The organism is Campylobacter concisus (assembly GCF_003048835.2).
Lineage (GTDB): Bacteria > Campylobacterota > Campylobacteria > Campylobacterales > Campylobacteraceae > Campylobacter_A > Campylobacter_A concisus_D.
In genome coordinates this window covers 257,877-270,109 of sequence record NZ_CP060705.1, presented here as the reverse complement: position 1 = coordinate 270,109, position 12,233 = coordinate 257,877, and the positions used below count along the sequence as shown (strand labels likewise).

11 protein-coding genes are annotated in these 12,233 nt (G+C 38.3%); 7 read left to right on the top strand and 4 right to left on the bottom strand.

Features of this window, described 5'->3' with window-relative positions:
* Positions 1 to 82 precede the first annotated feature (82 nt).
* The 3 genes from CVT08_RS01340 to CVT08_RS01330 are packed head-to-tail and all read right to left on the bottom strand — an operon-like array spanning position 83 to position 1,219.
* The gene (locus CVT08_RS01340; protein ID WP_107856503.1) at positions 83 to 550 is read right to left on the bottom strand and encodes a molybdate transport repressor; all 468 of its coding nucleotides are present in this window, start codon (positions 548 to 550) and stop codon (positions 83 to 85) included.
* Positions 551 to 561: 11 nt separating this feature from the next.
* Complete coding sequence (locus CVT08_RS01335; RefSeq protein WP_107856504.1) at positions 562 to 996, bottom strand: molybdopterin synthase catalytic subunit; 435 nt, start codon at positions 994 to 996, stop codon at positions 562 to 564.
* A gap of 1 nt (position 997) precedes the next feature.
* Positions 998 to 1,219: a MoaD/ThiS family protein gene (locus tag CVT08_RS01330; protein WP_002941462.1), complete on the bottom strand. Its 222-nt coding sequence runs from the start codon at positions 1,217 to 1,219 to the stop codon at positions 998 to 1,000.
* An 84-nt stretch (positions 1,220 to 1,303) separates the two neighbouring features.
* Between CVT08_RS01330 and nspC the strand changes: the two genes are divergently transcribed.
* Positions 1,304 to 2,443, top strand: a complete 1,140-nt coding sequence (gene nspC, locus CVT08_RS01325) for a carboxynorspermidine decarboxylase (RefSeq protein WP_107856505.1) — start codon at positions 1,304 to 1,306, stop codon at positions 2,441 to 2,443.
* Positions 2,444 to 2,767: 324 nt separating this feature from the next.
* Here the strand turns inward: nspC and CVT08_RS01320 are convergent, their stop codons facing one another.
* Entirely contained in the window at positions 2,768 to 3,364 is a 597-nt protein-coding gene (locus CVT08_RS01320; protein WP_107860955.1) for a DJ-1/PfpI family protein, read from the bottom strand.
* A gap of 398 nt (positions 3,365 to 3,762) precedes the next feature.
* On the opposite strand from CVT08_RS01320, the gene CVT08_RS01315 reads away from it, so the two are divergent.
* From CVT08_RS01315 to CVT08_RS01290, 6 genes are all read left to right on the top strand, one after another.
* On the top strand, positions 3,763 to 4,710 hold the full coding sequence (locus CVT08_RS01315) for a formate dehydrogenase subunit gamma (protein ID WP_021092159.1): 948 nt from the start codon (positions 3,763 to 3,765) through the stop codon (positions 4,708 to 4,710).
* Between the two features lie 146 nt (positions 4,711 to 4,856).
* Positions 4,857 to 5,459, top strand: a complete 603-nt coding sequence (gene yedF / locus CVT08_RS01310; RefSeq protein ID WP_107856989.1) for a sulfurtransferase-like selenium metabolism protein YedF — start codon at positions 4,857 to 4,859, stop codon at positions 5,457 to 5,459.
* Positions 5,456 to 6,478: a selenide, water dikinase SelD gene (selD, locus tag CVT08_RS01305; RefSeq protein WP_107856990.1), complete on the top strand. Its 1,023-nt coding sequence runs from the start codon at positions 5,456 to 5,458 to the stop codon at positions 6,476 to 6,478. The genes yedF and selD overlap by 4 nt, the downstream gene beginning before the upstream one ends.
* A gap of 107 nt (positions 6,479 to 6,585) precedes the next feature.
* Complete coding sequence (locus tag CVT08_RS01300) at positions 6,586 to 7,206, top strand: NAD(P)H-dependent oxidoreductase (protein ID WP_107856991.1); 621 nt, start codon at positions 6,586 to 6,588, stop codon at positions 7,204 to 7,206.
* A gap of 119 nt (positions 7,207 to 7,325) precedes the next feature.
* Positions 7,326 to 11,378 carry a diguanylate cyclase domain-containing protein gene (locus tag CVT08_RS01295; protein ID WP_230855943.1) on the top strand — a complete coding sequence of 1,351 codons (4,053 nt, stop codon included), beginning with the start codon at positions 7,326 to 7,328 and terminating at the stop codon, positions 11,376 to 11,378.
* Positions 11,371 to 12,231, top strand: coding sequence for an ATP phosphoribosyltransferase regulatory subunit (locus CVT08_RS01290; RefSeq protein WP_107856993.1), 861 nt, complete (start codon positions 11,371 to 11,373; stop codon positions 12,229 to 12,231). Before CVT08_RS01295 ends, CVT08_RS01290 begins: the two co-directional genes overlap by 8 nt.
* Positions 12,232 to 12,233: the final 2 nt, after the last annotated feature.

Sequence of the window (12,233 nt, the reverse complement as noted above, 5' to 3'; positions counted from 1 at the left end):
TATATTTTGATAATTATTATATAAAAATTTAAATTATAAATAATTAGGCAAAGGGTAAAAAAATAATTAATTTTTTGCCTAACTAAGCCCTATCTTTAAATTTAGCGAGCCTATCTCGAAGCTCTTTTGAGAGTGTAAATTGCGAGAGCTCGTATCTATCAAAAATAACGATCATGTCATCGCCAAGTGCCTGAACTAGTCCAAAACATGCATCTCTATCTAGGCGATTTTTTCTAAATTTAACACTTAGCGCATCGACTTTTTTCTTATCGCCAAAGCTTTTAATGGCGATCTCATCGATATCTTTGAAGAAAAATTTGATATTTTTTGAGCCTTTTGTGATGACAAATCCATCATCATCTATCTCAAAAAAGTTATTTTGCAAAATTTTTCTCACGCAAAAAAAGGCCGAAATAGCGCCAACGATGATGCCAAAAAGAGACGGCGTGCCAAGATCAAGATAAAAGTAGCTAGCGACGCTAAAGACAAAGAGCCCAAGCCCAAAGGCTAGCGCCCAGTAAACATCTTTTTTACTCTCTTTGGTTATCATTTTTGCCCTTTTTATGCCAAAAGTCCGGCGCCATTTATCGCTTGGCTGCGTTCTTTGGCGTAAATTCTCTCGCCACTTATCACATCGTATTTCCAGATCGGCGCATTTGCCTTAAAGTCCTCAACAAACTCGTTTATAAGCCTTAGCGCGACCTTTCTTTGAGGACTAACTACACCTGCTACATAAGAGCTCGTATGAACCGGCACATCGCCTTTTGAGTGAGCAAAGAGCACGTAGGCATTTTCTTTTTTGGCTCGCTCCTGCCAAGCATCTAGCCATTTTTTAAGGATCGGCTCATAGATATCAAAGCTAAGCGCCGAAATCCCGCCCTCTTCGCGCACTATGCCCACAAAAGTGATGAGCGCACCGCAGTTTTTATCCTTAAACCTATCATACCACTCGTTTGTGATGCTTTGAACGTCCAAGCTTCCATTATAAATTTGCATTTTAGCCTCCACAAACTGGTGGCAAGATAGAAATTTTATCGCCTGATTTAAGAGCGAAATTTATATCGCTCACGATCTCGTCATTTACAGCCACAGCGCAGATATTTAGCCACTTTTTAAGCTCCTCTTTCTCGCTTAAAGCCGCTTTTACCTCGCCTAAATTTTTTGCTTCTACTTTTATACTCTCAAGCCCGATAGGCCCAAGAAATTCGATCTCTACCACATTTTATCCTTTGAAATTTTTGCTGATTTTACTTAAAAATAAATTTAGATATACTTATTTGAAAATTTACAAAAGAGAAAGAAAATGAACGAAATTTTAAAAAGCATAAAAACCCCAGCCTACGTCTGCGAAGAGGCCAAAGTACGTAAAAATTTGGAGCTTTTAAAGTATGTAAAAGAGCAAAGTGGAGCTAAAATTTTAGTAGCTCTTAAGGGTTTTGCATTTAGCGGAGTGATGGATATGGTGGGCTCATATCTTGATGGAGCGACTTGCAGTGGGCTTCACGAGGCTAAATTTGCCAGCGAATACGTAAAAGGCGAGATCCACACGTATAGTCCAGCCTTTAAAGATGAGGATTTTGATGAAATTTTAAAAATTTCAAAACACATCACATTTAACTCTTTTGCGCAGTGGCAAAAGTTTAAAGACAAAGCCTTGCAAAATGGCGTCATCTGCGGTCTGCGGGTCAATCCAGAGGTCTCACTTGCACCAACTGATAGCTACAACCCATGCGGTAAATTTAGCAGACTTGGCATTACAAGGGCAAATTTTAAGCCTGAGCTTCTTGAAGGCATCACAGGGCTTCATTTTCACGCGCTTTGCGAGGAGAGTGCTAGCAGCTTGCAGGTCGTGCTGGAGGCGTTTGAGGAGAAATTTGGCGAGTTTATACCAAAGATGAAGTGGATAAATATGGGCGGCGGCCACCACATCACGAGGGCTGATTACGACGTGGAGCTGCTTATAAAGATAATTAAGCGTTTCCGCGAGAAGTACGGCGTGGAGGTCTATCTGGAGCCTGGCGAGGCTGTGGGCTGGCAGACTGGCTTTTTGATAAGTAGCGTGCTTGACATCGTGCATAACGAGAAAGATATCGCCATACTTGACACTTCAGCCGAGGCACACATGCCAGATACTGTGCTAATGCCCTACCGACCAGCCGTTAGGGGCGAGAGCGAAAATGGCAAATTCGCTTATAGATTTGGCGGCAATACCTGCCTAGCTGGCGATATAGTGGGGCTTGAAGCGGGCGATGCGGAGTATAAATTTGATAGCGAGCTAAAAATCGGCGACCGAGTCATCTTTGAAGATCAAATTCACTACACGATCGTGAAAAATACGACATTTAACGGCATAAAACTACCTGATCTTCTGCTTCTAAAAGAAAATGGCAAGGTTAAAATGATCCGCGAGCTAGACTACGAAGAGTATAGGCGTAGAAACTAGAATTTTGCTTTTTGAAGGTAAATTTGGCTTTTTAAATTTAGGTCAAATTTATCTGCCTTGCAAATTTTGCCAAAATGCATTTGAACTGCCACCTAAATTTAAGCTCTAAAACTTTTTGGATTTGTATTTAATATGAAAAGATGGGCTAAATTTAATTTATACAAATTTATCTTAGTGGCATTTTTGGCAAAGATATTTTTATTTTAAAATTTAAACTCGCCGAATTTGGCGAATTTCTAGCTAGTTCTGTGAGCTATAAACTACTTTAAATTTAAAGCTACATCACTAAATTTAATTTACTAAAAACCGCAAACCGCTTTAAATTTAATACCCATAAATTTTGGCAAATTTATCTATCTTTGAGCTTTTTTGCCAGTTGTATTCAGTCTCGTTTGCGATATTTTGGGCTAGCTCCTTGCCAAAATGATCGCTGATAAAACCAAGCGCCATATCCATGCCAGCAGCCACGCCTGAAGCTGTGTAAAACTTACCTGCCCTCACCCACCTAGCGCGCTCTTGCCATTTTACCGCCTTGCCGCAACTTTTTACCCACTCAAGCGATCTTTTATTTGATGTGGCTTTTAGTCCGTCAAGCTCTCCAGTGCGAGCGATGAGCGCCGAGCCAGTGCATACACTTAGGCAAAATTTAGATGCCAAAACACACTCTTTAAGTCTCAAAATAAACCCACTATCATTTACAAGCGCCCTTGTGCCCTGACCTCCAGGAAGCAGGAAGACGCCATCTTTTGGCATTTTGGCAAGCTTTTTTGTCTTTATTTCAAAGCCTTGCTTGCTTCTTTTTGCTCCGCCTTCAAATGAAACAAAATTTAAATTTAGCTCACCAACTCTAGTTAAAAACTCCACCGGCCCCATAAGATCAAGCGCCTCGTAGTCATCAAAGATAATAGCGTAAATGTCCATTGCTTCGCCTTTTAATAGAGATCTAAAATGCTTTTGATATTTTAATTCAATTTTTAGAAAATATAAATTTAATAAGGTATTTTGAGCTAAAAAGCTAAATTTATAAAGCATTAGCTTTTGATAAAAATATTCAAATTTATCTAGCACCATTTCTAAACTTTGAATTTAACCACGTTTTTAGGTAAAAAATTGAGATTTTTACTGCTCAAAATTTATATCAGCGTTTATCAAAATTAACAAAACTTAAATATTTTTTATAAAAATTTTAGTAATCTTTTTTGCTAAGGTTTGCTTGTGATTAGCTCTGATATAATAGCCACAAAACGGCATAGCTGTGTGATTTTAGCATATTTAACCAAAGCTTAAATCATTTAAGCTTTAGCAAATAAAGGAATAAAATGACGAGAATTCTTACTCTACTTTTTACATTGTCCGTTGCGGCAATGGCCATTGAAGGACCAACTGGCGTCAATCAATTTGACAGCACCATTTGGGCAGCACAGAGGATAGAAAATATCAAGCCTTATGAGCATGGCTGGGGCCCGATATTTACTTTTATACAAGGAAACGACTACTTCGCGATAGCTGCACTTTCTATCATTTTAGCTGTTATCGGCGCGTTCGTGCTACACTTCTTGATCATCGGACCAAAACACTTTAGTCACGATGGCAAAAAAGTATTTGCGTTTTCACTGATCGAACGTATAGCTCACGGCTTAGCTGCGATCTCTTGGATCATCTTAGTGCCAACTGGCATCATCATCATGTGGGGTGCAGAGCTTGGTGGTGGCACATTTGTGCGTTTCTGTAGATACTTGCACGATATAGCGACTATTATATTTGCTATTTCTGTGCTTCCTATGTTATTTGCTTGGACTATCAGAATGCTTCCAGCTGTTTATGACATCAGATGGATGATGATAGTTGGTGGTTATCTATCAAAGAAGAAAAAACCAGTCCCAGCTGGCAAATTTAACGCTGGTCAAAAGGCATGGTACTGGATCGCTATCCCTGGTGGTATCGTGATGATCATCACTGGTGCGATCATGTATTTCATGGATATTAAAGAGCCAGCAGTTGCTAGTTGGTTTGGTATCTCTCAAATCGATCTTTTAAGATATAGCGTAGTTATCCACAACTGCCTTGGCATCGTCTGTGCGGTATTTTTCTTAGTTCATATCTATATGGCTGCGATCGCTATACATGGCGCTATCTGGTCAATGGTCACTGGATACAAAGAAGAAGAAGAGGTTTATGTACTTCACCACTACTGGTATCAAGAGCTTGTTAAGGAAAACAAAATCCCAGTATCTGACTACGAAAAATCTTACACAAATTTAAAATAACTAGCCTTGACCTTGCGACTTACGCAGGGTCAAACTCTCTTTTATAGCAAATTTCACAGCACAAATCCTTTTAAAAAATTAATATTTTTTAGCTATAATCCAAAATCAGTTTCAAGGTTTGAAATACTAATCACAAAGGAAAAACAATGACAAGAACAATTGATTGCAGAAATTTAGAGTGCCCAAAACCAGTCATCATGACTAAAAACGCGCTTGAGGGTTTAAATGAGGGAGAGAGCCTAGAGATCATCGTAAATGCCCTAGCTCCAAAAGAAAATATCTCAAGATTTTTAAAAAATCAAAATATAGAATTTAGCCTAGAAAGCAGCAGCAATGAGACTAAAATTTTAGCCATCAAGGGCAAAAGCGCACTTGAGCTTACAAATTTTGACGAATTTGTCTGCGATATAACACCAAAAAACGAAAAAGTGCTCTATCTAAACGAAGAGCGCGCAGGTAGCGGCGAAGTTGGCATAAATTTGCTATCAAAATTTCTAGGCGCACTTCTTCAAGTAGAGAAAAAACCAAAGATAATCATCTGCGTAAATAACGCCGTTAAGATGACCACAAACCGCGCACATCCAAGCTTTAAGCCACTTAAAGATCTTGAAGCTACTGGCGTTCAAATTTTAAGCTGCGGAAGCTGCTTGGAGGCTTATAAACTAGTGAGCGATCTTGCAGTTGGCGAAATTTCAAACGCTTATGAGATCATCGACATACTCTCAACTCACGAGCAAATCAAACTATGATCTATCACGACAAAAAGCTTACGCAGTTCGTTAAAGCCGCTGGTTGAGCTGCTAAGCTTGACCCGTCGGGTCTTCACAAAACGATTAGTAGTTTAAATTTATCTCATCCAAACCTGCTCTCAAGCATCGGCTCAAACGAAGATGCGAGCGTTTTCAAGCTCTCGGACGATCTTGCACTAGTTCAGACGCTTGACTTTATCACGCCAGTAGTCAATGACCCATTTATCTACGGTCAGATCGCTGCTGCAAATAGCCTAAGCGACGTCTTTGCAATGGGTGGCGAGGTGATAAACGCTCTAAATATCGTGGGCTTTGATAGCTGCAACCTTGCACCTGAAATTTTAGGTGAAATTTTGCAAGGTGGAGCCGATAAAGTAAGAGAGTGTGGCGGCGTCATCGTTGGCGGACACACGATAGAGACGCAGCAGATGTATTATGGACTAAGCGCGACTGGCAAGGTAGATCCTAAAAATTTCTGGGCAAACAACACAGCAGAAGTTGGTAACGTTTTGATCCTTACAAAGCCTCTTGGCAGTGGCATCTTAAGCACAGCGATCAAGGCTGATCTACTGAGCATGGAGCAGATAAATGAGGTCGCAGGCATCATGGCTCAGCTAAATTTCTACGCTCTAAAAGCACTAAGTGGCATCAAAGTTTATGCGGCAACCGATGTGACTGGATTTGGATTTTTAGGGCATTTAAGCGAGATGTTAAACGATAAGATCAGCTTTAATGTCTTTGAAAAAGATGTGCCAGTGATCGCAAGCGCGAAAGAGTTTGCCGATATGGGCATCATCCCAGAGGGAAGCTACAAAAACCGCGAATTTGCAAAGCATTTTGTGAGCAAAGAGGCTGATATCGTGCTCTTTGACGCGCAAACTTCTGGCGGACTTTTGCTAGCTGTTAGCGAGAACGATGCGAGCCTAGCTCTAAAGCGCCTAAAAGAGGTTGGTTATGAGCGCTCAGCCATCATCGCACAAACGGTCCAAAAAGGCGAGTTTGATATATTTTTAAACTAACTCTAGGCTAAATTTAGCCTATTTTAAGGCCAGCTAAAGCCTGGCTAAATTTCTTTTAATTTACCTAGTCGCTTTATAATGTCAAGAAATTTAACAAAGGAGATATGATGAACTATCTTGAAATTTTAAAATTTCGTCACGCTTGCAAAATTTTTGATGAGAGCAAAAAGATCAGCGCTGGCGAGTTTGACTTTATACTAGAGGCTGGCAGACTAAGCCCAAGCTCGACTGGCCTTGAGCAGTGGGACTTTTTGGTCGTGCAAAATAAAGAGCTTAGAGAGAAGATAAAAGCTGTTTCGTGGAACCAAGTGCAAATCACCTCTTGCTCGCATTTGGTTGTCATTTTAGCAAAGATCAAAGAGGTAAAAGTTGGTAGTAGCTATATCGATAAAATGATCGCTAGAAGAGCCGACAAAAATATTGAAGCTATCGCTGCGAGGCAGAAATTTTTTCTACTATCAAATTTCAAAAATGACGACGAGCTAACCTTTCAGTGGTCGCACGAGCAGTGCATGATAGCTGCGACAAATATGATGAACGCAGCCGCTAGCCTTGGCATAGATAGCTGCCCGATGGAAGGCTTTGACAGACACGCTTTAAATGAAATTTTAGGTCTTGATGAGAGCGAGCAAAGAGTGGCTATCGTAGTGCCATTTGGCTACCGCTTAAACCCACAGCCTGAAAAATACCGCAGACAAAGATCTGAAGTAGTTACTTGGATCTACTAACTCACGGGGCAAAACGCCCTGTGTCTATTTAAATTTAAACAAAAAGGCATTTTATAAGCTAAAAAAAGTAAATTTGCGTTAAAATCATGGCTAGTTTTAAAAAGCGAGGCTTAAATTTAATGCAAAAAAATAGCGCTAAACCAATTTTGCAGATTTTTAAGAGGTTCTATGTAAAGATAGCACTACTTCTTTTTGCCTTCATCTTTCTTGCACTCTTTGTCATATTTGCTGGCATAAACGACATAAAATATGAAATTTCAACGCTAAATTTAATCACTAAAAACAATATCACCAACGCATTTTCAGATGTAAAAGATAACATCTCCACAAAGGCAAGACTCATTGCAAACGGCATAGAGCCGTTTTATGAAAATACTATTATAAGTAAATTCTACGCCGCTTTTTACGTGATAGCAAAAGATAACTCTTTGCTTTACGAGCGTAAATTTGACAGTGCTTTAGAACTACACGACTACGATATCGCATGGTTTTCAGATATCAAAGAGGGCGAGTTTAGGCTCTCTGATAGATTTTATAAAAATAGACGCTTTAAAGATATCTACATAGCTTATGGGCTAAAAAATGGCAATAAAATTCTTGTTCAACTAAGTCACAATCTTTTAAAAAACAGAGTCGATACAAGTTATAACAAAAATTTTGGCGCATACGTCTTTTTGGTTGATAAAGACGGCAACCTCTCAAGAGATGAGTTTTATAAAAAATTTATAAAAGAGGACTTTAATAAATACATCTCACAAGGTGGCGAGTTTAAAAGTGACAAGATCATTTTTATGCTAAAGGATATGAATTTTTACAAAATCAGCTACCTAGAAGAGCAAAAGCTATTTGTCATAACAGGCTCTAGCAGGCAGCTTCAGATCTTTATCCAGCTAGTTCTAGTCGTGCTTTCGTTCTTCTGCTTTGTAGCATTTAGCATACTTTGGCTACGCGACAACTCATATATAAAAGACAAAATTCTCTCTCCATTTACCAGGATCGCTCTTTTTGCGACAGATAAAAGCAAGCCAACTGATGAGGACTTTGACGTAAAAGAATTTATCATGCTAAATAACAGCATCAAAAAACTCTACGAAGATAGAGATAAAGCTTACGAGACAGCACAAAGCTACGAGAGTAGATTTGGCTATGTCTTTGAAAAGAGCTTTTTAAAGATCGTGGTCTTTGACGCTTATACTGGCGTCATCACAGACATTAGCAACGCTCTTTTAGAAAAACTAGGCTACAAAAAAAATGACGTAGCGGATCTAAATATAAAAGAACTTCTTGAAGATGAGTCTAAGAATTTAACAGAAGATAGAAAAAACGCTATCAATAATAATCTATCATACGAGGCTAAGCTAAGGCGTAAAAACGGTGAAATAATCGATGTTTTAGTAACCCAAAGTAGCTTTGAGCTAGAAAACACAAGGCTAAATTTCATACTTATAAAGGATATCACTCAAGAAAAGATGACGCAAAGAAATGACGATATCATCAAAAGCTACATCTTTTTATCGCCAAATGTTATCGCTATCGCTTCAGCAAAAGAGCCATTTTTGATCATCCAAAGCACAAACAATGTCGAGAGAATTTTTAATATCCAAAGCCAAAGTCTCATAAATTTAGAAGATATCATCGCAAGCGAAGACTTTGATAGCTTTAAAGCTGCCGTGCTAGCAAGCAAAAAAGCCTTTTTGCAAGCAAGCTTTAAAAATGAAGAGCTAAATTTCATAGCAAATATGACAAACGCTTATGGCAAGAAAATTCCATTTAAGATAAAGGCTAAATTTATCGATGCAGACGAGCAAAAGGTCATCTACTCATTTACCGATCTTAGCGATATGCTAAAGCTTCAAGAGAGATTTGAAAAACAAAGCAAAGAGAACAAGGCGCTGCTTTGGGCGAGTGAAGCAAATGTCTTTACTTGGGATAAAAGAAGCGACATGCTTAATATCTCAGACGAGCTAAGCAAGGTTCTTGGCACGCAAAGCACTCTAAATTTCGAGCAGGCAAAGTCGGTCTTTGTCGATGAATTTGATAGTTTTTATAGCTTTTTTGAGAGTATAAGAGACACTCAAACATACATTAAAGATATCAAACTTTATAGCATAGATAAAGAAATTCTACACTTTAGACTAAGAGCAAAAGCACTTGAATACGATGAATTTGGCGAAGTAAGCTTGATAAAAGGCACACTAAAAGACCTTAGCCTAGAAGATAGCTTCTTTGTCTGTCAAGACCTGCTTGCAAAAATTTTCTCATTTAGCAAAGAAGAAGTCATCTTGCTTGATGAGGAGCTAAAGGTCATTGATGCAAATGATACATTTTTTGAAAGTGCTGGCTCAAAAGATAGTGTATATCTAAAAGATATCACCTTTATAAAGCAAGGCTTAAGCGATATAAAGCACCAGATCATAGATACTATAAACAGCGGTGGCTCATGGAGTGGTAAGGTTTGGAGTGAAAATAATAAAAATAAGAGCAAGCTTGAAGTCATAGAAATTTTACCACTTATCGATGCGAGCGAGAAAAGAACTGGCTACATCATGCTCGCAATGCTTGCAAATAACGAAGCTCAAAATGAGAAATATCTAGAATTTATCGCATATCACGATCCGCTCACAAAGCTACCAAATAGATTTTTACTCTACAACAAGCTAAATTCTCTCATACAAAAAAATGAACAAAAAATAGCCGTTATCTACCTTGATATAGATGATTTTAAGGGTATAAATGACAACTTTGGTCACCAAATAGGCGATAAATTTTTAGTAGCTATCTCTGAAAAGATAGGCGCTATGTTTAATGGCAAAAATATCTTTGCAAGAATAGGCGGAGATGAGTTTGTAGGCGTTATAAACTACGAAAATTTAGGTGAAGTCTATGAGATAGCGCAAAATATGCTAAGGCTAGCTTCAGATGAAGTAAAGATAGATGAGCTAAAACTAAAAGCAAGCGCTAGCATAGGCATAGCCTTGGCTGATAGTGAGCTTGGGGCCGATGATGTGCTACAAAGAGCCGACTGGGCGATGTATCAAGCCAAGATAAGTGGCAAAAACAGAAGCTATACATTTGATGCGAAAAAAGATGTCTATTTTAAGAGCCAATACGAAGATGGCTCAAAAATTTTAAAAGCGCTTGACGCTGGCGAGATGTTTTTAGAATTTCAGCCAGAGATCAGCTTTAGCACGGGCGAGACTTTAAGTTTTGAAGCGCTGATTAGATGGAGAAAAGATGGCGAGATCATCTACCCAAGCGACTTTTTACCACTTATAAGGACAAGTAGCGCATCTAGCAATATCGCTTTATTTACGATAAAAGAGGCGCTTTTAGCTAGAAAGATGTGGCTAGAAAATGGCATAAGCGCAAAGGTTCGCGTAAATTTAAGCGTTAAAAAGCTCTTTACGCAGGAGTTTTGGCATAAATTTAAAGCGATATTTGATGAGGATAAAAGCCTTGATCCAACTGGGCTTATCATCGACGTTATCGACGCTGCAACGGCTACAAATTTAGAAGTTTTAGAAATTTATGTTAGAAAGTATAAAGAGCTTGGCATATACTTCTCGCTTGATGACTTTGCATCATACTCAAGCTCGATCGAAGCTCTTGGCATGCTAAAAACAAATCGCTTCAACATAGATAATAAATTTTGCAAACATATCTTCAGCTCAAAAGAGGCGCTTGAGAGCATAAATATGATAAGGTTTGTGGCTGATAAATTTGGACTAAATGCGACTATAAAAAATATCGATGATAAAAGAACGCTTGAGTTTTTGCTTGGTCTTGGATTTGATAAATTTCAAGGCAACATTTTCTCATTGGCACTTTTGGCAAAAGATGCTGCTTCATTTAAATTTGAAAGACCTAATCTACACATAAAAGACTATAAAAATAGTGAAAATTTCGAGCTTTTTAAAGGCTTAGTCGTGCTAAAAGAGCTTGCAAATGAAGTGATAGCAAATTTAAATCAAGACGACAAACTAGCACAAAGCCTAAAGCAAAAAATAGAAGATGAGATAAAAAATATAGGTAAATATAATCAAGAAATTTTCATAAATTTAAGCAAACTAGCAAGCAGTGGTGACAGCGGCGAACTCTATAATCTAGCCGTGTCCATCATCAAAGAGTGCGATATAAATTTAGGTTTTAGTAAGGAGATAAGAGTTGAGTGATGTAAATGTTTATGAGCACGAGATCCCAAACGGAAGCAAACTTTACTTTGCAAAAAGTGCAAAACTAAAGAGAAAAATCGAGCAAAAAGCGAGTGAAATTTTAGAAGATGAAGGTTTTAGCGAGATCGTAACGCCGTTTTTTTCGTATCATCAACATCTAAGCGTGGATGCGACAAACCTTCTTCGCTTTAGCGACAGTCTAAACCACGAAATAAGCCTAAGGGCTGATAGCACGGTTGATACCGTTAGGATCGTGCTTAGAAGGCTTAAAGCAAATGAGCCAAGGAGATGGTTTTACATCCAACCAGTCTTTCGCTACCCAAGCCAAGAAATTTATCAAATAGGCGCTGAGCTTATCGGCGAAAACGACATTTTAAAGAGTATAAATATTGTCGCAAAGCTTTTTAGCGAGCTTGAGATCGGCGCTTGTTTGCAGCTTAGCAATATGCAAATCCCAAGGATAATTTGCGAAATTTTAAACTTAGAGATAGAAATTTTTGAAAATTCATGGCTAGAAAAGATCTTAGCCCAAAACGTGCCGTGGCTTAGCAAACTAGCCCTTTTAAAGGACGCTAGAGAGCTTGATGAGATAGTAAGTTTAGTCCCTGATAAGCTAAAAGAGGCGCTAAGAAATTTACAAAGTGTAGCCAAATCACTAGAATATAAAAATTTAAGAATAGTTCCGCTATATTACTCAAAAATGAGATATTATGATAGTTTATTTTTTAGATTTTTAAAAGATAACACCATCTTAGCAAGTGGTGGAAACTATGAAATAGACGGGATTTCAAGCAGCGGGTTCGCTGTTTATACTGATGCATTAATAGAAGAAAAAATTAATTTAAGGAAGTAAGA

Excerpts from the sequence above, each read along its gene's own strand:
- CVT08_RS01340 (WP_107856503.1), bottom strand. The coding sequence starts at position 550 with ATGATAACCAAAGAGAGTAAAAAAGATGTTTACTGGGCGCTAGCCTTT.
- CVT08_RS01335 (WP_107856504.1), bottom strand. The coding sequence starts at position 996 with ATGCAAATTTATAATGGAAGCTTGGACGTTCAAAGCATCACAAACGAG.
- nspC (WP_107856505.1), top strand. The coding sequence starts at position 1,304 with ATGAACGAAATTTTAAAAAGCATAAAAACCCCAGCCTACGTCTGCGAA.
- CVT08_RS01320 (WP_107860955.1), bottom strand. The coding sequence starts at position 3,364 with ATGGACATTTACGCTATTATCTTTGATGACTACGAGGCGCTTGATCTT.
- CVT08_RS01315 (WP_021092159.1), top strand. The coding sequence starts at position 3,763 with ATGACGAGAATTCTTACTCTACTTTTTACATTGTCCGTTGCGGCAATG.
- yedF (WP_107856989.1), top strand. The coding sequence starts at position 4,857 with ATGACAAGAACAATTGATTGCAGAAATTTAGAGTGCCCAAAACCAGTC.
- CVT08_RS01300 (WP_107856991.1), top strand. The coding sequence starts at position 6,586 with ATGAACTATCTTGAAATTTTAAAATTTCGTCACGCTTGCAAAATTTTT.
- CVT08_RS01295 (WP_230855943.1), top strand. The coding sequence starts at position 7,326 with ATGCAAAAAAATAGCGCTAAACCAATTTTGCAGATTTTTAAGAGGTTC.